The sequence below is a fragment of the Rheinheimera fenheensis genome (assembly GCF_039871805.1).
GTDB classification, from domain to species: Bacteria; Pseudomonadota; Gammaproteobacteria; order Enterobacterales; family Alteromonadaceae; genus Alishewanella; species Alishewanella fenheensis.
This window is the reverse complement of the sequence record NZ_JBDPJM010000015.1, coordinates 21,058-44,537: the sequence shown is the minus strand read 5'-3', so window position 1 is coordinate 44,537 and position 23,480 is coordinate 21,058. Positions and strand designations below refer to the sequence as shown.

19 protein-coding genes are annotated in these 23,480 nt (G+C 51.6%); 12 read left to right on the top strand and 7 right to left on the bottom strand.

The window, feature by feature from the left end; all coding sequences use genetic code 11:
• The first annotated feature begins 25 nt into the window (after positions 1-25).
• From ABGI61_RS16160 to ABGI61_RS16145, 4 genes are all read left to right on the top strand, one after another.
• Positions 26-1,024: an isoaspartyl peptidase/L-asparaginase family protein gene (locus tag ABGI61_RS16160; protein WP_347603212.1), complete on the top strand. Its 999-nt coding sequence runs from the start codon at positions 26-28 to the stop codon at positions 1,022-1,024.
• Positions 1,025-1,099: 75 nt separating this feature from the next.
• Complete coding sequence (locus tag ABGI61_RS16155) at positions 1,100-1,519, top strand: CBS domain-containing protein (protein WP_347603209.1); 420 nt, start codon at positions 1,100-1,102, stop codon at positions 1,517-1,519.
• A 37-nt stretch (positions 1,520-1,556) separates the two neighbouring features.
• On the top strand, positions 1,557-5,474 hold the full coding sequence (gene hrpA / locus ABGI61_RS16150; protein WP_440590662.1) for an ATP-dependent RNA helicase HrpA: 3,918 nt from the start codon (positions 1,557-1,559) through the stop codon (positions 5,472-5,474).
• 81 nt (positions 5,475-5,555) lie between these two features.
• Positions 5,556-5,855, top strand: a complete 300-nt coding sequence (locus ABGI61_RS16145; protein WP_347603203.1) for a PilZ domain-containing protein — start codon at positions 5,556-5,558, stop codon at positions 5,853-5,855.
• Positions 5,856-5,920: 65 nt separating this feature from the next.
• On the opposite strand, the gene ABGI61_RS16140 is transcribed toward ABGI61_RS16145, so the two are convergent.
• Positions 5,921-6,490 carry a YceI family protein gene (locus ABGI61_RS16140; protein ID WP_347603200.1) on the bottom strand — a complete coding sequence of 190 codons (570 nt, stop codon included), beginning with the start codon at positions 6,488-6,490 and terminating at the stop codon, positions 5,921-5,923.
• Between the two features lie 69 nt (positions 6,491-6,559).
• Positions 6,560-7,774, bottom strand: a complete 1,215-nt coding sequence (locus tag ABGI61_RS16135) for a class I SAM-dependent methyltransferase (RefSeq protein ID WP_347603197.1) — start codon at positions 7,772-7,774, stop codon at positions 6,560-6,562.
• A 115-nt stretch (positions 7,775-7,889) separates the two neighbouring features.
• On the opposite strand from ABGI61_RS16135, the gene ABGI61_RS16130 reads away from it, so the two are divergent.
• Positions 7,890-8,885 (top strand): NAD(P)H-quinone oxidoreductase, encoded by a 996-nt coding sequence (locus ABGI61_RS16130; RefSeq protein ID WP_347603194.1) that lies wholly within the window; start codon positions 7,890-7,892, stop codon positions 8,883-8,885.
• A 78-nt stretch (positions 8,886-8,963) separates the two neighbouring features.
• Positions 8,964-10,433 (top strand): hypothetical protein, encoded by a 1,470-nt coding sequence (locus ABGI61_RS16125; RefSeq protein WP_347603191.1) that lies wholly within the window; start codon positions 8,964-8,966, stop codon positions 10,431-10,433.
• A gap of 24 nt (positions 10,434-10,457) precedes the next feature.
• Here the strand turns inward: ABGI61_RS16125 and ABGI61_RS16120 are convergent, their stop codons facing one another.
• Both ABGI61_RS16120 and metG read right to left on the bottom strand, forming a co-directional pair.
• Positions 10,458-11,870: an MFS transporter gene (locus ABGI61_RS16120; RefSeq protein WP_347603188.1), complete on the bottom strand. Its 1,413-nt coding sequence runs from the start codon at positions 11,868-11,870 to the stop codon at positions 10,458-10,460.
• Positions 11,871-11,914: 44 nt separating this feature from the next.
• Positions 11,915-13,972, bottom strand: a complete 2,058-nt coding sequence (gene metG, locus ABGI61_RS16115) for a methionine--tRNA ligase (protein ID WP_347603185.1) — start codon at positions 13,970-13,972, stop codon at positions 11,915-11,917.
• A 131-nt stretch (positions 13,973-14,103) separates the two neighbouring features.
• Between metG and apbC the strand changes: the two genes are divergently transcribed.
• The 5 genes from apbC to ABGI61_RS16090 all read left to right on the top strand — a co-directional run bounded on the left by apbC (position 14,104) and on the right by ABGI61_RS16090 (position 19,592).
• The gene (apbC, locus tag ABGI61_RS16110; protein ID WP_347603182.1) at positions 14,104-15,168 is read left to right on the top strand and encodes an iron-sulfur cluster carrier protein ApbC; all 1,065 of its coding nucleotides are present in this window, start codon (positions 14,104-14,106) and stop codon (positions 15,166-15,168) included.
• A gap of 1 nt (position 15,169) precedes the next feature.
• Positions 15,170-15,760: a dCTP deaminase gene (gene dcd, locus ABGI61_RS16105; RefSeq protein ID WP_347603179.1), complete on the top strand. Its 591-nt coding sequence runs from the start codon at positions 15,170-15,172 to the stop codon at positions 15,758-15,760.
• A 210-nt stretch (positions 15,761-15,970) separates the two neighbouring features.
• Positions 15,971-18,079 (top strand): hypothetical protein, encoded by a 2,109-nt coding sequence (locus ABGI61_RS16100; RefSeq protein ID WP_347603176.1) that lies wholly within the window; start codon positions 15,971-15,973, stop codon positions 18,077-18,079.
• 47 nt (positions 18,080-18,126) lie between these two features.
• Positions 18,127-19,020 carry a DMT family transporter gene (locus ABGI61_RS16095; RefSeq protein WP_347603173.1) on the top strand — a complete coding sequence of 298 codons (894 nt, stop codon included), beginning with the start codon at positions 18,127-18,129 and terminating at the stop codon, positions 19,018-19,020.
• Entirely contained in the window at positions 19,017-19,592 is a 576-nt protein-coding gene (locus ABGI61_RS16090) for a glutathione S-transferase family protein (protein ID WP_347603170.1), read from the top strand. The genes ABGI61_RS16095 and ABGI61_RS16090 overlap by 4 nt, the downstream gene beginning before the upstream one ends.
• Before the next feature lie 8 nt (positions 19,593-19,600).
• Here ABGI61_RS16090 and ABGI61_RS16085 read toward each other — a convergent pair whose 3' ends face one another.
• A complete protein-coding gene (locus ABGI61_RS16085) occupies positions 19,601-20,149 on the bottom strand; it encodes a YaeQ family protein (protein ID WP_347603167.1) in 549 nt (182 codons plus the stop codon).
• 173 nt (positions 20,150-20,322) lie between these two features.
• Between ABGI61_RS16085 and ABGI61_RS16080 the strand changes: the two genes are divergently transcribed.
• On the top strand, positions 20,323-21,582 hold the full coding sequence (locus tag ABGI61_RS16080) for an MgtC/SapB family protein (protein ID WP_347603164.1): 1,260 nt from the start codon (positions 20,323-20,325) through the stop codon (positions 21,580-21,582).
• Here ABGI61_RS16080 and ABGI61_RS16075 read toward each other — a convergent pair.
• On the bottom strand, positions 21,579-22,577 hold the full coding sequence (locus ABGI61_RS16075) for an extracellular catalytic domain type 2 short-chain-length polyhydroxyalkanoate depolymerase (RefSeq protein ID WP_347603161.1): 999 nt from the start codon (positions 22,575-22,577) through the stop codon (positions 21,579-21,581). The genes ABGI61_RS16080 and ABGI61_RS16075 overlap by 4 nt on opposite strands.
• An 83-nt stretch (positions 22,578-22,660) precedes the next feature.
• Positions 22,661-23,479 (bottom strand): transporter substrate-binding domain-containing protein, encoded by an 819-nt coding sequence (locus ABGI61_RS16070; protein ID WP_347603158.1) that lies wholly within the window; start codon positions 23,477-23,479, stop codon positions 22,661-22,663.
• Position 23,480: the final 1 nt, after the last annotated feature.

Here is a 23,480-nt window from a genome sequence, read left to right as displayed (position 1 = left end):
GACATCACAGCACAAGGATTGCTCAATGAAAACACTATTACTCGCTGCTGTACTGACTGTTTTAGCGCTGCCCAGCCTTGCAAAAGCACCTATTGGCATAGTGATCCATGGCGGTGCCGGCACCATTAGCCGTGACAGCATGACGCCGGCACAAGAGCAGGCTTACCATGCCATGCTTTCTCATGCGGTAGACCAGGGTTACAGCGTGTTAGAGCGCGGTGGCAGCAGTTTAGATGCTGTTACCGCAGCAGTTACCATACTGGAGGATTCGCCCCTGTTTAATGCCGGTAAAGGCGCGGTTTACACCTTTGATGAAACGCACGAGCTGGACGCGTCTATTATGGATGGCAAAAGCCGCAATGCCGGTGCCATAGCCGGTGTTACTAATGTGAAAAACCCAATCTTATTGGCGCGGGCGGTGATGGAGAAATCGGTGCATGTGATGTTAGCTGGTAAGGGCGCTGAACAGTTCGCCCAAGAGCAGCAGTTGGAATTGGTAGATAACAGCTACTTTAATACTGAATTTCGTTATGAAGCACTCAAGCGGGCGAAACAGGCGATAGCGCCGCTGCCGCATCAGGCGGCATTACCCTATGATCCGACCTGGAAGATGGGCACGGTTGGCGCCGTGGCGATTGATCGCAAGGGTAACCTGGCGGCGGCGACCTCTACCGGTGGTATGACCGCCAAGCGTTATGGCCGTATCGGTGATGCACCTGTTATCGGCGCCGGTAATTTTGCCGATAACCAGTGTGCCGTGTCGGCCACCGGCCATGGTGAATTTTTTATCCGTTATCAGGTGGCCAGCGATATCTGTGCCCGGGCGAAATATCAGCGAAAATCAGCAGCGGCAGCGGCCAAGGAAGTGCTGGCCGAGTTAAAAGCGGTCGGTGGTGATGGCGGTGTCATCGTGGTCGATAATAAAGGCCAGTTAAGCTGGACCTTTAATACCGAAGGCATGTACCGCGCATTAAAAGCCGAGGGTGGTAAGGCGGTGAGTGAAATCTTTGCACCAGGCAACTGAATTTACGGCAAAGCGGTGAATTTGCGCTAACCTTATCAGGAGCCTGATGCTCAATGTATTAGTGCAGGGGGAAGCATGGATTTACTTAAAGTCGCAGATTATATGAACCGCTATCCGGTAACCTTTAGCGCCGAAATGCCGGTAGAAATGGCGGTAGACCGCTTAATTCGTGGTCGTCAGACTGGTGGCCCGGTAATTGACGAGCAGAAGAAAATCATCGGTTTTATCTCTGAGCAGGATTGCCTGCAGCGCATGTTAATGTCGACCTATCACGACCAGCAAGCGGCGCGGGTGGCCGATGTAATGAACACCGAAGTGCTGACGGTAAAAAGTTATGATGGCATTATCGATCTGGCGCAAACCATGTTAAAAGCCAAACCCAAACTGTATCCGGTGGTAGATGACGATGGCCATCTACTGGGCATTATTACCCGCTCTGATGTATTGGGTGCAATTGATAAAGAGCTGCACTCGCATTATGGCAAGGTAGGATAGCGGTAGCGCTGGATCTTTACCTGCCGCTCTTGGTAGCATGGCGCCCTCTGTTAATGAGGGCGTTGTTTTGTCTGAAGCTGTTATCTCTGTCTCTGATCTTAAATCCCGTATTGCCAACTGTCTGTTAAAAGACCAGTTTCGCCTGCGTCGCCGCCTGCAACACTGCACAACTCTTAGCGATGACGCCTTAACGGCGCAGCTTAACCGTATTGCGGCCGATGTCAGCCGCTCTGAAGCATTACGAAACGCGCGGGCGGAGAATTTGCCTAAGGTCGGTTATCCGCCGCAGCTGCCGGTATCTGAGAAAAAAGATGATATAAAAGCCGCGATTGCCGCCAATCAGGTAGTGATCATTGCCGGTGAAACCGGTTCCGGTAAAACCACGCAAATTCCAAAAATTTGCCTGGAGCTGGGCCGCGGCGTTGCCGGTATGATAGGCCATACCCAGCCACGGCGCTTAGCGGCGCGCAGTGTTTGTGACCGCATTGCCGAAGAGCTGCAGTGTCAGGTGGGTAATCAGGTGGGGTATAAGATCCGCTTTGGCGATCACACCGGTGACAACACCTTTGTTAAGTTGATGACCGACGGTATTTTGCTGGCTGAAATTCAGCAAGACCGGTTTTTAAACCAGTACGACACTATCATTATTGATGAAGCGCACGAGCGCAGCCTGAATATCGATTTTCTGCTGGGCTACTTTAAGCAGTTATTACCCAAAAGGCCGGATCTGAAGCTGATTATCACCTCGGCCACTATCGATCCACAGCGTTTTTCGCGGCACTTTTTTAATGCTCCGGTAATAGAGGTCTCCGGCCGCACCTTCCCGGTAGAAACCCGTTACCGGCCGGTTAGCGAGCAGGACGATAAAGACGCCGATCAGCTGCAGGGCATTTTTGATGCGGTAGAGGAGCTTTACCGCGAGCCGCCGGGCGATATTCTGATTTTTCTAAACGGCGAGCGTGAAATCCGCGACACTGCCGATGCACTGGAAAAACTCAAGCTACCGCATACCGAGGTGTTGCCATTGTACGCGCGGTTGAGCGCGGCCGAGCAAAACCGTATTTTCCAAAGCCATGCCGGCAGGCGCATTGTGCTGGCTACCAACGTGGCAGAAACCTCACTAACGGTGCCAGGCATTCGTTATGTGATAGATCCCGGTACCGCACGGTTATCACGCTATAGTTACCGCTCAAAAGTACAGCAACTGCCGATCGAAGCCATTAGCCAAGCCAGTGCTAACCAGCGCAAAGGCCGCTGTGGCAGGGTAGCGGCCGGTATTTGTATTCGCCTGTACAGCGAAGAAGATTTTAACAGCCGGCCGGAGTTTACCGATCCGGAAATTCTGCGCACTAACTTAGCCTCAGTCATTATGCAGATGTTGGCGCTGGGGCTGGGGGATATTGCCGCCTTTCCTTTTTTGCAAAAGCCGGACAGCCGTTTTATTAACGATGGTATTAAACTGCTCGAAGAGCTTGGCGCTATACCGCTTCAGCGTGACAAAACTGGCCTTAAGCTGACTGAGCTTGGTAAAAAGCTCGCAAGGCTGCCAATCGATCCGCGGCTGGCACGGATGGTGCTGTTTGCCGCTGATAACGGCAGCTTAGGTGATATGCTGGTGTTGGCCTCCGCGTTATCAATTCAGGATCCGCGTGAGCGGCCATTAGACAAGCAGCAAAAAGCCGATCAGTGCCATAGCCGCTTTGCCGATCCGGATTCTGATTTTGCCAGCTGGTTAAAACTGTGGCAGTACCTGCTGGAGCAACAAGAGCAGCTGAGCAATAACCAGTTTCGCCGGTTATGCCGCCAGGAGTTTTTAAATTACCTGCGCGTGCGCGAGTGGCAGGACCTCACCGGCCAGTTAACCCAGTTAATGCAGGAGCAGGGTTACAGTGTAAATAGCCAGAGTGCCGGTTATCAGGCTATTCATCAGGCGGTGCTCAGTGGCTTATTGGGCCAGGTCGGTTTTAAGGATTCTGAGGCCGATTATTTGGGCCCGCGGCAAACCCGTTTTTATGTGTTCCCCGGCAGCCATTTGTTTAAACGTAAACCCAAGTGGGTAGCGGCGGCCGAATGGGTGGAGACCAGTAAGCTGTACGCCCGCACCCTGGCCAAAATTGAGCCCGAGTGGATAGAGCCACTGGCAGAGCATTTAGTCAGCCGCAGCTACAGTGAGCCGCACTGGGAGAAAAAACGCGGTGCAGTTATCGCCTATGAACAGGTCAGTTTGTATGGCCTTGTGATCGTGCCCAAGCGCGCCGTGCTGTACAGTAAAATCGATCCTGCGGTATGTCATACCCTGTTTATCCGTGCGGCGCTTGTGGGGCAGGAGCTTGGCACTAACGAAGCATTTTTACAGCACAACCAGCAACTTATCGACAATGTGACTGCGCTGGAAGAAAAGTCGCGCCGGCGCGATATTCTGGTGGAAGAAGAAACTCTGGCGGCGTTTTATGCCGAGCGTATTCCGCAGTGGGCTAATAACCGTATCGACTTTGCCAAGTGGTGGAAGAAAAAGCGCAGCGAAGATGCCAGCTACTTAAATTTTGACCCGAGCAGCCTGTTTAATCGTGATGCCAGTGATATCACCGCGGATAAATTCCCGGAAAGCTGGCGCCAGGGCAATTTAACGCTGCCGCTGGAATATCACTTTGCCCCCGGCGAGATAGACGATGGTGTTAGCCTGATCATCCCGCTGGCGCTACTAAATCAGCTGGAAGATGACGGCTTTGACTGGCTTATTCCCGCGCTGCGTCATGAGCTGTTAGTGGCGCTGATTAAATCGCTACCCAAACAATACCGGCGCAACTTTGTGCCGGCGCCCAACTATGCGGATGCATTAATGCAAAGTATCGCACCTGAGCAGGGTAAACTGCTGGCGGTGGTTACTGAGCGGTTAAAGCGCATGTCGGGCGTGACCATACCGGAAGATGCCTGGGATCTCACCAGTATACCGGTACATTTAAAGCTGAACTTTAAAGTGGTGGACGATAAGGGCAATACGCTACAGCAAAGCCGCTCGTTAAGTATGTTACAGCAGGGGCTACAGGGCGAAGTGCAGCAAAGTTTAAGCCAGGTTGCCGAGCAGGGCATAGAGCAGGATAAACTGACGCAGTGGAGCTTTGGTACCTTGCCACGCGAGTACGTTAAACTGCAGGCCGGCTATGAAATTAAAGCCTTTCCGGCGCTGGTAGATGAGCGTGATTCGGTTGCGATTAAGCTTTTAGATAACCCACAGCAGGCGCTGCATGCCAGCAAGCAGGGGCTTCGGCGTTTGCTGCTGTTAAATATTCCTTCGCCGGTGAAATACTTGCAGGAGTCGTTACCAAACAAAGCCAAGCTAGGGCTGTATTTTAACCCCTTTGGCCGGGTGCTGGAGCTGATAGACGACTGTATTGCCGCCGGTGTCGATGCGCTGGTTGCTCAGCAGAAAATGCCAGAGACCGAAACAGAATTTGCTGCATTAAAAGAGTTGGTTCGCGCTGAGCTTGGCGATACGGTACTGGCGATAGCACTAAAAGTAGAGCAAATTCTGACGCTGTATCATGACATGCAAAAACGGCTAAAAGGCAAAGTGGATTTGGCTCATGTGCAGTCGCAGGGTGATATTAAACAGCAGCTGGACGAGCTTATATTTAAAGGTTTTGTCAGCAGCCATGGCGCGGCGAGGTTAGATGACATACTGCGTTATCTGCAGGCAATGCAAAAACGGCTGGAGAAACTGCCGGTCGACCCGCAGCGCGATCGCTTATTGATGCACGAGTATCAAAAAGCAGAAGATGCGTATCAAAAGCTGTTAGGTAAATTTGCCGGTAGCAAGCTGCTGCCTGAGCCTGTGCAGGCTATTTACTGGATGCTGCAGGAGCTTAAGGTGTCACTGCACGCGCAGCAGCTTGGCACGGCTTATCCGGTATCCGTAAAACGGGTGCTGCATGCGGTGGCTGATATTAAAGGCTAACACGGTAATGTTGCATAGCAGGCTTTACAGCCAGGGTGGAAAGTTCTATAACTTAACGCTGTTGTCGCTTGGGGAGGCGTTATGTTAACAAAAGGAGATAACCGGCATTATTTCAGGATGATGGTAAACGCAGACGTAAAACTGCTGATTAACGATCCTGAAGCCGGCCGCACTGTCGATGGTATTTGCCGTGACTTAAGTGCTACGGGTATGGCGGTTGAAATTGATGAACCACTGGAAATGGGCACGCTGATTAGAGTGCGGCTCGACTCAGCCAACGCCAGCATTCCACCCTTGGATGCCGTGGCCAAGGTGATGCGCTGTGCGCAGGAAAGTGAAGACGTGTATCAGCTTGGCCTGGCCTTTATGGAGTTAAATTAGGCTTTTAGGTTGTGATACGCATAAAAAAAGCAGCCAAGGCTGCTTTTTTTATGGTTAAGCGACAACTACTGCTGATTAAACCGCACGCTAAAACTTACCGGTACTAATGGCTCGATACGTTTTAAGCCCGCCAGCTCCTGCAGCTTGGCCACACCGGCAGTCAAATTAAAGCTGTTAGTGTTTAGCATAACAGGCGCTTCTGTCGTGGCCTGTAGGCTTTTATCCGTTAAGCGGGTAATACGTACTTGTGCGCTTAGCTCGTTGGTTTGGCCGGCAATATTCACACTCAGCGGCACGGTGTGCACGCTAGACTGGCCTACTGAAAGATTATCCAGCTTATCTGATGCCAGCGGCGCTGTTACGTTGATGGCGGCAAATTGCCCGGTGTTTAGCACATATTGCCAAATCCGCTCATCGCGAATAGGGATCTGCGTATCCATGCTGTTTACCGCTATGCTGATTTCTACTTTGCTGCCATCCCACTGGCCGCTAAGCTGCTTAAAACGGTGCGTTTCTGCTACCACATCATTTTTTACCGAAACAAAATGTAACGCCGACTGGCTATTGTCCAACTGCCAGTTGGTGGCCAGGGCACTGCTGCTGGCTAGTGCCAGTGCAATTGCGAAAACTTTCATAAGGTTCCTCCAATAGTGTTTAGTGGCGTTAGCTTAACGCAAGGTGCTGCCAGCGCCAAATAAGCAAGGTTAGTAGATCTTACACACCAGGCCTTTTAAGTAACTGCCCTCGGGGTAAAAGCTGGCGACAGGGTGGTCGCCGTCCTGGCTGAGCTTTTCGATAAATAAACAATCGCGTTTGGCATCAAGCGCGGCGTCGGCAACGATTTTCTGAAACAGATTGTCTTCCATCAAACCAGAGCAGGAAAACGTCAGCAGCAAGCCACCGGGTTTAACAATCTGCATTGCCACCATGTTGATATCTTTATAACCGCGACAGGCGCCCATTAACTGCGCTTTGCTTTCAGCAAACTTTGGTGGGTCGAGTATCACCATACCAAACTGCTTACCTTGTTCCCGATACTGGCGTAGCAGTTTGAATACGTCAAATTTTACGTTTTCGATCTTGGTTAAATCTAATTGGTTTAATTCAGCATTTTTAAGCGCTGTGTTAAGTGCCAGCTCAGAGAGATCAGCATTGGTCACCGACAGGGCACCGCCTTGAAGTGCGGCAACACCAAAGGTGCCGGTATAACTAAAACAATTAAGCACTGTTTTCGCTTTGGCATAACGTTTAGCGGCAGCACGACTGGCACGCTGATCCAGATAAAAGCCGGTTTTGTGGCCATGTATAACGTCAACCAGCAGTGACATACCATGCTCTTTGATTACCACTTCGCCACTATCGCGCGGTAAGTGCAGCCAGCCTGTAGTCGGCTGCAGCCCTTCTTTTTTCCGCACATCGACATCAGAGCGCTCATAAATGCTGTGGCCGGGAAATAGCGCTACCAGTGCTTTGACAATGGCATGGCGCCAAGTATCAGCACCGGCGGATAGTAGCTGACAAACTAAAATAGTGTCGTATTTATCAATGGTGACGCCGGGTAAGCCGTCAGACTCAGCGGCAACCACTCTCAGGCCGGTGGTGTCGGTTAAATCATACAGCTCAGTGCGCAGCTGCCAGGCTCGGGCAATGCGGCGCTGAAAAAACGCATCATCAATAACGTCGCTTTGTACAAAACTCCAAGCGCGGGCACGAATTTGTGACTGGCTGCTGTAAGCTGCGTAGCACAACCATTCGCCTTTGCTGCTGAACACTGCAACTGTCTGGCCATCGGCAGGGTTACCATTCACTTTGTGCACGGCTTTAGAAAAAATCCACGGATGCTGGCGTTTTAACGATTTTTCGCGGCTATCTTGCAGCATCAGGCTGGGCATAGCGGCTGGGTGTGCTGGCTTGTTCATTGACTTTTTTACACTGTGCTAGACTAAAGGCCGCATTGTAGAGAAGCGCCGGCCAAAGCTAAAGTAGAATTTGTTTTAGTTAGCGCGTGGCGCAGATAAACAGCAGGAGCATACCTTGGCAACAATACCGGCAATGATGCAGGCAATACAGGTAGTTAATCCGGGTAAACATAGCGTGCTGCAAACGCAGTCGCTGGCAACGCCTGAGCCCGGGCCCGACCAACTGCTAATAAAGGTGGCGGCCGCCGGCATTAACCGGGCCGATTTAATGCAGCGCCGCGGTTTATACCCGCCACCGGTCAATGACAGTCCGAACCTGGGATTGGAAGTGGCGGGCATAGTCGTTGCTACCGGGCCCTTGCATAAAAGCTGGCTTGGCAAAGCGGTGTTTGGCCTGGTAAATGGTGGCGGCTATGCCGAATATGCGCTGATGCAGGCCGGCCATGCGATGGCGCTGCCTAATGGCTATTCGATGGCGGAAGCGGCTGCCACAGCAGAGGTGTTTTTAACCGCATATCAGCTGCTATGTACCATTGGCAACCTGCAAAGTAGTCAGCGCGTGCTTATTCATGCCGGCGCCAGCGGTGTTGGTACCGCCGCTATTCAACTGGCCAAAGCATTGGGAGCACAGGTGGCGGTCACCGCCAGCAGCGACAATAAACTTGAGGCCTGTCGCCAATTAGGCGCAGATATCGCCATTAACTACCAAAGTTCAGCCTTTGAGCAGGTATTGGCACAGCATTGGCCGGATGGCATTCAGCTTATTCTTGACCCGGTGGCTGGGGAGTACATCAGCCGTGAAATCCCTTTGCTGGCAATGGACGCCAAGCTGGTGGTGTACGCCATGATGGGCGGACGCGAAGTGTCGTCTTTAGATTTGGCGGCGTTGTTTAAACGCCGAGGTCAGCTAATTTGCTCTACCTTGCGTAATCGCAGTAACCGTTATAAAGCCAACCTGACGCAGGCGTTTAGCCAAAGTTTTGGCAAAGCCCTGGCGCAGCGTGAGATAGCGCCGGTACTGCAACAACAATTTCCCTGGCGACAGGTCGAGCAGGCACATCAGTTAATGGCCAGTAATTCGACTATTGGTAAGCTTGTGTTAACATTCTGATTTACTGGCAAAACCGTGACGCTTGGGTAAACTGAGTGAGAGCGTTTTATCTTAACATATGCAGGACATCCGGCCCGAATGACACTAGGAAGTATTGGTAAATCAACATACAGCAAGGCAGTCAGTGTACTGATAAACCGTATTTATGACGCCACGCCGGTCGCTGATTCGGTATATGAGCAGGCTACAGTGTATTTTCAGCAAACGCTGGCACAACAAGCCGAAAAAACCGAGCTGGCGCAGCAGGTCATGTTATTCGAGGGCCGTCAGCAGCAGGTGAGTCAGCGCGATCTGGCGTTGGTCGAGCGTAACTTAAAGCAGGCGCAAACCGAGCAGCAAACCTTTACCCAGGCCAGAGAAGAAGAAGCCAGCGTACGTATGGCGGCGCTAAAACGGCTGTGCCGTGATATTCTCGATCTGTGTCAGGGTGAGTCGGTGGAAGAAACCAATATGCTCAGCGCCAAGCTGCTGGGCACTATCCAATTGATGTCGCCCACCGAAGGTAAGCAGGTTGCGGCCAGCAATCAAAAAAGCAAACATCTGTACAAAGCCATTTTATCGCTGCGCCTGCTGGATAAACTGTTGGCCGATGGCGAGCTGAACAACGCTTATGTGCAGCAGCGGCTGCAGGCAAGCAAAGGCCAAAAAGCAGTAAAAGATGAGTATCACCCGTTTCGGGATGATGTACAGCTGCCGCTGTTGATGGCAGCCCTGTTGCAGGACATTGGTACTTGTCATCCTGACGCCCAACTTATTCTAAAAGGCCCGGAGGGTAACGCGGATGAGTTTCGGGTACTTGATAATGATGAGCGGGTTGCATTATTGCAAATCAGCTATCGGGAAAGCCTGAAATACGTGGTGCAGGGCCTGGGGCTGGAAAAATATAGCGGTAACTCGAAGCAAGAGCGCGAGCAGCACCTGAAGCTGGAAGCCGAGCGGCAAAACTTTGTCGTCATGCTGCTAAAAAATGCCATTAAACCTGAGCACGGCATTGGCAACCTGTTAAAAATTCCGCAAATTTATACTTCAGTGGTGCTATCGACTAAAAGCAGTTACGCCTACGACACCTTACCCAAGGTGGCGTTGGTGTTAGAGAAAGGCGTAGAGAAAGGCATTTACAGTAAAGTCGCGGTTGATGCACTGCTGGCCATTACTGGCGTGTTTCCGCAGGGTTTTGGCGTGACTTATATTCCAAAAGACTCAGACCGGCAGGATCTGGACCGCTACGAATATGCCATTGTTACCGGCCTGTACCCGGCTGATATTCGCCAGCCCATCTGCCGTATGGTAACGCGCAACCTGACTTATAACGTGTCGGCCCAGGGCTGCATTATCAGTGTCGAGAATAACCTTTACTACCCACCGGCGCGCAAAAAGCTGGAGAAAATTAGCGAAGACAGGTTACTGGAAATTCTCAGTAAGCTGGTATCAAACTTTGAAGAACGTAAAAATATGCCACTGCTGCCCAAGTGCTGGCATCCTGATGAGTACTTCTCTTACGTGAAAAACCAGAACCTGTGGAATAAAGTGGTCATGCACAACAACTAGCCGCTGCAGACAGCGGCTTCAATATCAGGTTTGCTGCTTGGCCTGCGTATCGGCTGCCGGGATGTCAGCGTCAGTCTGCTCAAAACTATCATCACTTTTATCAAACTCGACATCTTCGTCATAGCCTGCCGGCACTTGCTGGCGGGCGGCTTGGTACTCCTCATCATGCATTTGCGCCAGTACCACCTCTTCGTCAACCCGCGGGTCCAGTGCAGCGGCCAAGGGGGAGGAGACTAAATCGCCTGAGCCCATTTTAAACTGGGCATTTTGCTGCTCGTCCATCATGCGTTTCACTTGTTTTTGCGTGTAATTTACCCGAAGCAAACGTAAGAACAGCGCAAAGGCACAGCCGCTGATAAAGGCATATAACATGGCCGGGCCAAGCAATTGCATCAGGGCCGAGGCCAAAAGCGGGCCAAAACAGGCGCCTAAACCAAAGGTCAGTAATACGGTGGCAGATAGCGCCACCCGATCATTTTGCTCGACATTTTGATTAGCAAAAGCCGAGGCAATCGGATACAGCGTAAAAGCCAAAATGCCATAGCAAAAAGTGGCGACCAACAGCAGTATGCCCGACAGCGGCAGCAGTGCAATTAACAACGTCAGTATGGTCAGCACCGCGGCATTAAAGCGTAAAATACGGCTACGCGGAATACGGTCAGAGATTTTGCCCATCGGCCACTGCGCCAGCAAACCGGCTAGTATCGTCACCGACATAAACAAGGTGACCTGCTCGGTAGTCATGCCTTTACTGGCAGCATAGGCCGGTGCCAGACCATAAAACGAGCCCGCCATCATGCCAGCCACGGTAATAGCGGTCAGTGATTGCGGCACTTTTTTCCAGAAGGTGAATATTTGCAGTGGTGCCGGTTGCAGTGGCGCCGGGTGAATACGCCGGGTTAGGGCAATCGGCACTATGCACAGCGAATAACACATGCTGATGATCAGCAGCGGCGCTATGCCAAGCTCAGGAAACTGGCTCAACATAGCCTGGCCGCCAATCATGCCAAGGTAAGAGGTAATCATATAAAAGGCGAACACAGTGCCGCGCTGCGAGCTTTCGGTTTGCTCATTGAGCCAGCTCTCCAGCACCATGTATTGGCACATCATGCCCATGCCAACCACCACCCGCAGCAGCAGCCAAATAGCCAGTTCGTCTATCAGCACGTGGCTCATCGCACAGGTGCTGACAATGGCTGCACTGGCGACAAAGGCGCGAATATGACCGACCCGGGCTATTACTTTATGGCCCAGCTTAGAGCCCAGTACCAGTCCCAGATAGTAACAGGACATTAGCGCCCCTATCCAGGTAGAGTCTACCTGTTGCTGCGCAAGCGATAAGCCCAGGTAGGTCGATAAACTGCCCTGGGCCACCAGCATTAGCAGGGTGGTTAAAAATAATGCACTAAAACTGCGATAGGGGCTTTTGCTAGACATCCTTTGCCTTTTAAAAAAATACGGGCAGCGCTGCTGCCCATGACTTATTTCACCCGCATACCCGGTATGGCACCTTCATCCGGTGACAGGATAAAAATATCGCTACCGCCGGGGCCTGCAGCCAGTACCATTCCCTCTGATAAACCAAAGCGCATTTTACGTGGTGCTAAATTAGCTACCATCACCGTTAAACGGCCTTCCAACTGCTCAGGGGAATAGGCTGCTTTAATGCCGGCAAATACCTGGCGTACTTCGCCGCCACCGATATCCAGCTGCAGCTGCACCAGTTTGTCTGCACCTTCTACGGCGTCAGCTTTGATAATTTTGGCTACGCGCAGGTCAATTTTGGCAAAATCATCAATGCTGATGGTGTCGCCAATTGGCTCCCGCTCGCCAGCAGCGGCTTTAGCATCAGGTTTAGCGGCCTTTTCAGCGACCGGCTTAGTGCTGGTTTGCGGTTGCAGGTTATCTTTCGATGCCTCCAGCATGGCTTGCACTTTTAGCGGATCAACCCGCTGCATCAGGGCTTTAAACGGGTTAACCGCATGGTTTAGCAGCGGCTGCTGGTAGGTGTTCCAGCTAAGTTCACTATTTAAAAAGGCTTCGGTCTCGGATGCCATCAGCGGTAATACCGGTTTTAAGTAGTGCATCAGGACGCGGAACAGGTTAATGCCCATCGAGCACACATCATGCGCTTCTTGCTGTTTGCTCTCATCTTTTACCAGCACCCAGGGCGCTTTGGCATCGATGTATTGGTTAGCTTTATCGGCCAGCGCCATAATATCGCGGATCGCACGGGCAAACTCACGCTTCTCAAAACTCTCAGCAATGCTGTCGCCCATAGCGACAAATTCAGCCAAGAGTGCAGGTTCAGCAACAGAGGCTGACAGCTTGCCGTCAAAACGCTTGGTGATAAAACTGGCGCAGCGGCTGGCAATATTGACCACTTTACCCACCAGATCGGCATTTACTTTCTGGCTGAAGTCATCCAGGTTTAAATCCAGATCGGTAATGCCACTGGTCAGTTTAGAGGCAAAGTAGTAGCGCAGGTATTCCGGGTTTAAATGATCCAGATAGGTGCGGGCTTTAATAAAGGTACCACGCGACTTGGACATCTTAGCGCCGTTAACCGTAACAAAACCGTGCGCATAAATCGCATTGGGTTTTCTAAAGCCAGCGCCATGCAGCATGGCCGGCCAGAACAGGCTATGGAAATAAATAATGTCTTTGCCGATAAAGTGATACACCTCGGCGTCAGAGTCTAAGCGCCAGAACTCATCAAAGTTAGTGCCGGTTTTATCGCAGAAGTTTTTAAAGCTGGCCAGATAGCCGATAGGCGCATCTAACCAAACATAGAAAAACTTGCCCGGAGCACCTGGAATTTCAAAGCCAAAATAGGGCGCATCACGGCTGATGTCCCACATTTGCAAGCCGTCTTTAAACCATTCCTGCAGTTTATTGGCCATTTCATCCTGTAAGCTGCCGCTGCGGGTCCAGTCTTGCAGCATCTGGCCAAAGGCCGGTAAATCAAAGAAATAATGCTCAGAGTCTTTTAACACCGGCGTAGCACCTGATACCACGGAACGGGCATTTTTTACTTCGGTCGGGCTGTAAGTTGCGCCGCAGACGTCACAGCTGTCGCCGTTTTGATCCAGTGCGCCGCATTTGGGGCAGTCGCCTTTGACAAAGCGGTCGGGTAAAAACATCTGTTTATCCGGGTCAAACAGCTGGCTGATGGTCTTGCGCTTTATGTAACCACCCTCATTCAGTTTGTTGTAAATCTGGCTGGCAAACTGACGGTTTTCCTCACTGTGGGTCGAGTAGTAATTGTCAAAGCCAATCGCGAAGCCGGCAAAGTCTGCCTGATGTTCAATATTGGTTTTGGCAATCATCTGCTCGGGCGTAATGCCTTGCTCTTGCGCTTTAAGCATAATGGGCGTGCCGTGTGCATCGTCGGCGCAAACGTAGTAACACTGGTGGCCGCGTGCTTTTTGGAAGCGGGCCCAGATATCGGTTTGAATATATTCCAGTAAGTGGCCTAAATGGATAGGGCCATTGGCATAAGGTAAAGCGCTGGTTACCAGTATTTTCCGTGTCGACATTAAGCGGTGCTCTTTTGCATAAATAACTGAAAAAATTTCGCTAAATGATACACTAGCCGTCATCGTTGCGCACCCGCCAAGCAGCGGATTGGGCAAAAAAACGCGTTAACTCTGAAATTGGAAAGGTGCTGATGTTTAACTGGTTTAAAGCAAACCACGCGCAAGTGCTGCCGGAGGCGTTACAGCAGTTCTTGCAACAATGGCAATTGCCTGGCAGCGGTGTGCCGCTATCCCTGTTGCTGCATAGCGCTAAGCTTGAAAACAACACCCTGCAGCTAAGCTTGCAGCTGCCGTTGCTATCAATAAAACAGGGGGTGCAGCAGGCGCTGACAGAGGCCGGTTTTAGCTACATCTTACAGCTAAGCTACGAGCTTAATACCGCGCCGGTATTTAAAAGCATTAAACAGATCATTCTGGTGGCATCGGGCAAAGGTGGTGTTGGTAAATCGACTACGGCAGTGAATATTGCCGCGGCGCTGGCGCTGGAAGGCGCTAAAGTAGGCTTGCTGGATGCTGATATTTACGGCCCGTCTATCCCGACGATGTTAGGGTTGGCCGGAGAAAAGATTAGCTCACCCGATAATAAGTTAATGCAGCCCAAGTTTGCCCATGGGGTTTATTTACAATCAATAGGGTTTTTAGTCGACCCACAGCAAGCGTCAGTCTGGCGCGGGCCTATGGCCAGCCAAGCCTTATTACAGCTGCTCAATGAAACCCTTTGGCCAGAGCTTGATTATTTAATTGTTGATATGCCGCCGGGCACCGGCGATATTCAGCTGACCATGGCGCAAAAACTGCCCGTGACTGCGGCTGTTGTCGTCACCACACCACAGGATGTGGCGCTGGCCGATGCGCAAAAAGCCATTAGCATGTTTCGTCAGGTGAATATTGCGCTGCTGGGGCTGGTAGAGAACATGAGCTTTTATCAGTGTAGTCACTGCGGTGCGCAGGATGATATTTTTGGCACCGATGGCGGTGTGGCGCTGGCAGAGCGCTATCAGGTACCGGTGTTGGGACAGTTGCCGCTGCAAAAGCAAATCCGCGAGCAGGCCGATGCTGGCGTACCTGTGGTGTTAAAACAGCAGCCTGTGGCGCAAATATACCGTACAATCGGCCAACAAATTATGCTGGCGCTGCATTGGCAAGCAAGTGCCCAACAACGCCGCCAACCTGAAATTATCATAACGGACGATTAGAATGAGACTGTGTGACCGTGATATAGAGCGCTATTTAGACGAAGGTAAAATTAGCATTGCACCTATGCCTGACACCGACATGATAAGTGGTGTTAGTGTGGATATTCGTTTGGGCAATAAATTCCGCGTGTTTCAGGCCCATGCCGCGCCTTATATCGATTTAAGCGGCCCCCGCGCCGAAGTGGATAAAGCGCTGAACAGCGTGATGAGCGATGAGATTTACATTGCCGATGGCGATAAGTTTATTCTGCACCCGGGCGAGCTGGCGCTTGCGATGACGCTGGAGTCGGTCACCTTACCGGATGATATCGTCGGCTGGCTGGATGGCCGCTCATCATTGGCCCGTTTAGGCTTAATGGTGCATGTTACTGCGCACCGTATCGACCCGGGCTGGTCGGGTAATATCGTACTGGAGTTTTATAACAGCGGTAAATTGCCGCTGGCGCTTAGGCCGAAAATGAAAATTGGTGCACTGAATTTTGAGTTAATGACAGGCCCGGCAGCGCGGCCCTATAACAAAAGAACCGACGCCAAATATCAGCAACAAACCGGTGCTGTTGCAAGCCGTATTGGCCATGATGACAAAAGCTGACGTTTTTTCTACGCGCTAAAATTAAAAAGCCCACGCAAAGCGTGGGCCAAAAGCTATAAAGCAAAAATGAAGCGGGATGATTATGCAATAAAGTTGCATAGCTTGGCAACAGCTGTGTGCAAAAATTCTGCATCAATGAGTTGGCTGCATGGTAAATGTAATAACTGTGCATTATGCTCAGTTAACTTTTAATATCAGGGAGAGAAAACGATGTCAGTGAACGAAAATCAACATAAATGGCATTTTTTTCGCAGCGGTGGTTTTGATCAGGTTGCGTTGGAGCGTGGGGCAGACTTAGAACACTTAAATGAGCTGGATCCAAAGCTTTGGACCGTGCTTAATTGCCCAACTACCGGATTGGAATTTGACAGCCGCACGCTTGCGCTGTTAGACACTGATGGCGATGGCCAGGTGCGGATCCCGGAAGTGCAATCTGCTGTGCACTGGTGTTGCCAGCGTCTGCAGGATGCCGATTTAATGTTCCAAAACCCTGGCGTGCCGCTGTCCGCCATCAATGATCAGGACGAAGAGGGGCAGGCGCTTAAAACCGCCGCCCAGCGTGTACTGCAATACAGTGGTAAAACCGCACAAGATACACTGCAGACTGAAGACTTTGCCGATAAAGCCAAGCTATTTTCGGCCGATCATTTTAACGGTGATGGCGTGGTGATGGCTGAACTGACCGATGATGACGAGTTGAAGCAGTTCATTAGCGACATCGTCACTGTAACCGGTGGCGTAGCGGATCGCAGTGGTGGCCAGGGCGTCGATGAAAGCCTGTTGGCTGCTTTTATGTCCGATGCCAAAGCCATTGTCGATTGGTATCAGGCCGCTGAGGATGGCTCCACCGAGCTCAATCCATTAGGCAGTGCGACGGCTGATGCCGTTGCCGCCTTTGAGCAGGTGCAAGCTAAAATCGATGACTTTTTTGTTCGCTGCCAGTTGGCAGCCTTTGACAGCCGGGCCACACCGGCTCTTAACCCAGAAGCCGGCGTTTATGCTGTGTTGGCTAACCGTGCCGTTGCCAGTGCAGATACTGATATTGCCGCCTTACCGTTAGCCGAAGTGGGGCCAGAGCGGCCGTTACCGCTTGGCAGCGGCGTAAACCCGGCCTGGGCAGCTGCCATAGCGCAATTTAGCACTAAGGTGGTTCAGCCACTGTTGGGCAAAGACACTGACAGCCTGCAGCAGGCAGATTGGGTTGCTATTTCAGCCCAGCTCGCTGGTTGGCGTGCCTGGCAGGCCAGCAAGCTTGATTCTGCGCTACACAATTTACCGACTGAACGGTTGCAGCAGATTATCAACTCGGATCTTGCCTTGCGTTTAGAAGCCTTGATAGCTGCAGATAAAGCCGAGAAAACCTTTGCTGATAATGTCGATAATGCCGAGCGATTGGTGCACTACCAACGTTATCTGGTGACCTTACTGCGTAACTTTGTTTCGCTGAGTGATTTTTATCAAGGTAAAAAGAAAGCCATCTTTCAGGCGGGGACCCTTTATCTGGATCAGCGCAGCTGCGAGCTGGTGATGTTTGTTAATGATATGGCCCGTCATGCCACCATGGCGCCTTTTAGCGGTTGTTATCTGGTGTACTGCACCTGCGTACGCAAGGGGGAAGCGCCAGTGAGTATTGTCGCGGCCCTAACCGGTGGCGATGTGGACGAGTTAATGGTGCCGGGGCGTAATGGCGTGTTCTATGACCGCCAGGGCCGGGACTGGAAAGCCAGCGTAACTAAAGTAGTGGCGCAACCGGTGAGTATCCGTCAGGCATTTTGGTCACCCTACAAACGCGTTGCGGCCTTTATCGAAACGCAGCTACAAAAATTTGCCGCCAGCCGCGATAAAGATATCGAGACTAAAACCACGGCGGATATAGCTGCAGCGCCGGCTGCGGGCGCAAGCAGTTTTGATATAGCTAAGTTTGCCGGTATTTTTGCCGCCATCGGCCTGGCAGTGGGCGCCTTGGGCACGGCATTAGCGGCGATAGTGTCTGGCCTGTTTGCCTTACCCTGGTGGCAAGTTCCGTTGGTGCTGCTGGGCGTTGTGCTTTTGATCTCCTGTCCATCTATGCTGATGGCTTATATGACATTGCGCCGGCGTAACCTGGGGCCTTTACTGGATGCAAATGGCTGGGCAGTTAACACACGGGCACGTATTAATGTGCCTTTTGGCGCATCCTTAACCGGGCTTGCCACGTTACCTAAAGGCGCTAAACGCACGATGACTGATCCCTTTGCCGAGAAAAAACGGCCCTGGGGTTTAATTATGCTACTGCTGTTGTTAACCGGTGCCGCAGTGTGGTTTTGGTTATACCGATAAGGGGTGTTACAGGCTTTGTCAGGCAGCAGTAAAACAGGAAACAGTGGGTGAGTGCAGCAAGTGTTTTGCGGTTAGTGGTACTGGCTGCGATCTGGGGCGCGTCCTTTTTGTTTATGCGATTGGGTGTGCCAGAGCTGGGCCCGGCGTGGTTGATGTTTGGCCGGGTATTTATGGCAGCAGTGTTTTTAGTGCTGGTCGCGCTGGTGCTAAAACAACGCTTGCCGCTTAAACAGTATGCCGGACACTATCTGCTGCTGAGTTTTTTTAACACGGCTTTGCCGTTTTTGCTATTTGCCTATGCGGCGCAAAGCCTTACCGCATCTTTACTGGCGGTGCTAAATGCCACGGCACCGCTGTGGGGCGCTATTATTGGCTGGCTGTTCTTTCGCCAACCTATGTCACTGAGGCTGGCCTCAGGTCTGCTGCTGGGTATTACAGGTGTCGGCGTCCTGGTGGGATTTGACGGCACTGTAACGGACAAAAGCAGTGTGTGGGCATTAGTAGCCGCAGCGGCAGCCGCCTGCTGTTATGGCATAGCGACCTGGTATACCCGGCAGGCCAAACCGGTGCCGGCCTTTAGTAATGCCCATGGCAGTATGTGGGCTGCAAGCCTGTGGCTATTGCCGTTGTTGTGGTTTATACCGCGACCTGTGGCAGAGCCTGCCGCGACCAGCCTGTTCGCTGTGCTGGCACTGGGGGTGCTGTGCACCGGTGTGGCATATTTATTGTATTTTCGTTTGGTGCAGGATCTTGGTGCTACACCAACACTTAGCGTAACTTTTTTAATTCCGGTATTTGGTGTGCTGTGGGGACACGTGTTTTTAGATGAAGCGATCGGCTGGCATACGCTTTTCGGCGCCGCTATTGTTATTGCCGGCACCATGCTGGTTACCGGTTTTCGTATCACTGCACTTTTTACCACGGCAAAGGAGACGCAATGAAACTCTATGGCTCACAAACTTCACCCTATGTCAGACGGATCCGTTTGTTACTGGCCGATACACCGCATGACTTTATTAATCTGAATATTTTTGCCGGGCAAGACCGGCAAACCCTGGCAGCGATTAACCCGACGCTGCGCATTCCGATGCTGGAGCGTAACGGTGAGGTGATTTTCGACTCTGGTGTAATTTACCGTTATCTGGCCGCGCAACTGGGTTTTACTGTGCTGAGTTGGTACCAGGAGAATCAGCTGACGGTGATTAATGCCATAAATGATTCGCTGGTCATGCTGTTACAATGCAGCCGCAGCGGCTTTGATACCAGCGACGATAAGCTGTTTTTTAATCTACAAAAAGAGCGGGTTGCTACTTGCCTTTATGTGTTAGAGCAGCAGGCCGCCAATGGTGAGTTCAGCCAGTGGCACTATGTAAGTATGGCGTTGTACAGCCTGATTGACTGGACACTGTTTCGCCAGTTAGTTGAGCTGGATGACTACCCGGCGCTGTTGGCCTTCGTCGCGGCCAATAACCAGCAGCCGGGCGTTGCCGCAAGCGACCCACGTTTAGGTTGAGCAGGCCGTTAGCCGGCCTTTTTTAACCACAGCGGCTCTATTAACACACTGTGCTCAGCGTCGGATAACCATATCTGGCCGTCGCTGATGTTGCATTGCAGCTGCATAGTGCGGTTAACCAGTTTGGCCATGTCTGCCACCGAGGCTTCATTTATCTCCAGTACGCTGAGGTTTTGATAGCGCCGCAGCGCCTGTTCATTTTGCTTCCACCATACCGGCACACTTCGCCCGCCATAGCAAAACAGCTGCACCTGCTTGGCCCGACCAGCTGCTTTACGCAGCCATTTCTCGTCGCTTTGGCCAAACTCTACCCACAGGTTTATCTCACCGCTTAGGCTTTTATCCCATAGCTCAGGCTCGTCATCTTCAGCGCTTAGGCCTTTGGTAAAACTTAAGCTATCACTCGCATTTAAGGCAAAAGCGAGCAGGCGCACCATCATGCGCTCGTTATTCTCAGATGGATGCTGCGCCAGGGTAAGGCTATGGCTTTGATAATAATGCCGCTCCATGTCGGCAATTTGTAACTGTACTTTAAATACGGTGGCCTTAAGCGCCATAAGCGTGTCTCACTGCGTGCTAACGGGTGGGCGAGTGTACCCTGAAGTGCCTGGCAGCTCAATTAACGGCTTTTGCCAGCTGGGCTATGCCATGACGCATTAAACTGCGCTATGCTGTGGCAAAGCGAGCTAAACGGTTGAGTTTACAAACGATGTCGGCATTTGATTTTGCAATGGTACAAAATTTTGTGATCGCGCTACTGCTTGGTGCTCTGGTAGGCATAGAGCGGGAGAAACACCGCCGCGACGAGCACCCTAACAGTTTTGGCGGCCTGCGTACTTATATTCTGTTTGCTCAGGCGGGCGCGGTGTCGGCCTGGTTGTCACTGCATATGCAGTCATCCTGGTTGTTCGTGGTGACGGTATTGGTGGTGGCATTTGCGGTGTTAATCGCCTATGTGCTGGAAAATCGCAGCAGCCCTAATTCGCTGGGTTTAACCAGTGAAATCAGTGCTATTACGGTCACTTTGCTCGGTGGTGCGGTAATGTTTGGTTATGCTGAGCTGGCGGTAATGCTCGGTATTCTGACCTCGGCGATTTTAACCTTTAAACAACCGCTGCATGGGCTGGTAAACAAAATTGGCATGGACGACTTGTATGCCGGTTTAAAACTGTTGATTGCCAGCTTTATCGTGTTGCCGCTGTTGCCCAATACACCGGTCGATCCCTGGCAAGCGCTTAACCCCTACAAACTGTGGCTGCTGGTGATCCTGATTTCTTCGATGTCGCTATTGGGTTATGTCGCTGTGCGCTGGCTTGGTGCTGCGCATGGCGCGGTGGTAACCGGTATCAGTGGTGGCCTGGCGTCGTCCACTGCCGTAACACTAAGCTTTGCCCGCAGCAGTAAAGTCGAGAGCGATCCGTTGGCGGCCGATACCCAAGCCTGTGGTTTACTGTTGGCCTGGCTGGTGATGTTTATCCGCGTGATGGTAACAGTAACTATTGTATTTAAACCGCTGCTGGCAGCCCTTTGGCTGCCCTTTAGTGTAATGGCGTGTACCACAGCAGTGATGGCAGCCGTGTTCTACTGGCATGGCAGCCGGCGCTATCAGGCACCACGGCAAAGTTCGGTAAAAGTGACCAACCCCTTTAGCTTGCTGGCCGCAATAAAGTTTGGCGCCTTGTTTGCGGCAATTTTACTGCTGGTAAAACTTACTGAACACTACGCCGCCGAAGAGGGTTTGTATTTGCTGGCCGCAGTAGCCGGATTAACTGATGTTGATGCCATTACCTTGTCGATGTCTGAATATGGCCGGCAATCTGCTGAAGGGCTAACGACAGCCGCTGTGGCGATTACCATAGCGGCGCTGAGTAATACGCTAGTGAAATGTGTACTGGTTTACACCTTAGGTGCACGGGCACTGGCCAATAAAGTGCTGTTGGCAACGGCGGTAATTCTTACCGCCGGTATTATCAGTATCAGCCTGGTTTAATTGGTCAGTAGCTTATTGACGAGTTGCTGCACCGCGCTTAATTGTGCGCCGCTGCGGGTGGCATAATCTGGCCCGGTGTAGCCCCACCAGTCCCAGCAGGCATTGGGGTTAAAGGGGTTAATGTTACTGGCACGGGTTTGCGGGTAAAACACCACCAGCTGGTTTGTATCAGCATACTGATTGAGGCCAGTGCCGGTGACAAAAGCATCGCCAACACTGTCGGCATTTTGTTTACAGCCGTGGAAGCTGACATGCAAGCGACAACTTTGGCCAGCGGCACAACTTGCCGGAACATACAAATAGCCGGTTTGTGCCAGTGTGTTTTGCCCAGCCGGTGATAATGTATGTTGATCTAATTTAAGCAGTTGTCCTGCAGCGCGGCTGCTTTTCGGGTTTTGCTTACCCAACAAAAAGGTTAACAGTTCGCCTGCAGCATCGTAAGCGCAGCTAGCAAGAAAAGGCGGCTCGGATAGGTCGCAATGGCCCAAATCTGTGCGATCGGTGGGGAAGGTATGTCCAAAAGCTTTGTCGTTCACTAAGGCAATATTAGGCTCAGCCAGCCATTGCTGATATTGCTTTTGTAGCGTGACAGCCAGACCTGGATAAACAGTGCCGTCTTTACTACCGTGAAAAATCCATACTTTATCCTGTTGTAGTGCTGTTACTGGTGCCAGGTTGCCCTGTGCTTGCTGGTCTTTCAAATAATTGTTGATTGCAGTCATGTCGGGGTTGCTGCTCGCCTTGTTAAAACAATGCTCCAGCGCCAGGCCCAGACTATTCTGCGCACAATACACCGGGCCGGCCGCCAGCATGGCGACACCGTCAACCTGTTCAGCAAAGGCCAAATGGTATTGGCCCGCCATATAAGCGCCACTGGAGAGACCTGACAGAGTAATGGTGGGCTGCAGGATTAGTTTGGGCACGGGATCGGTTTCAGCAGCCACAGGCTGAGACATGGCAGTTAAAGCCAGTCCGATAAGTAGGAATTGTTGCATGGTGACTCCAGAGAATAATTTTATGCCAGGGTAACGATGGCAAAATAACTATCCGGCGGCAATAAGCCTTTAGTACAGCTTGCTTATAAGAATGGATAATCCAGATATTGCAGGTAGCGGTTTTTATCCAGCGTGACGGGTAGCGTTTGCCATAAGCGCTCTGCATGCTGTGTATGCTGCTGATAAAAGCCCTGACTTAGCATCAGATAGCCGTCACTTTGATACAGCGGCGGGTACAGTAGCAGCACCGGTATACGGTTAATATGCTGCTCTTTGGCGTTAATACCATTCAGCTGACACAGCACTGTGGTGGCATCAACCCGACCCGATACAACCAGCTCTAATGCTTGCTCAGGCGAGTGCGCTGGTACCAGGGCAGTATTAGCCGGGAACGGAATAGGGCGGTAACCGAGCGGCCGCGATACTGTTATCGCGCTTTGGCTGCTGATTTTTTCTGCCAGACTGTTATCAAAGCGATAGGCCAGACACAGGCCCAACTGATTAATAGCGCGGCTTGGATCTGGTAAGCCGTCAGGTTGTGTTGGGTAGCGGGTGTAATGCGCACGGTTTTCATCATAAGCGGCGACCAATGCGTCGACACTGTTGTCTTCCAGTCGTTGCAGGCAGCGCAGCCAGGGCAGGCGAACCAGCTCCAGTGTTAATCCTGCAGCGGTTGTTGCGCGGCGCAAATGTTCAATAGTAGCACCGGGCTGCTCTGGTATTTCTCCACCGTCACCGGCGTAATAGGGCAGTAATTGTTTGTCCTCATAACAAAAGCGCAGTGTCACTGCCGTAACCGGGGCGGGCATACCATTGGTAGCCAACACATCGGCTAGCACTACGCTGCCCGGCAGTGCGCTACCCATCAGGGTAATACTAAGTAATACGGTTTTTATCGACATC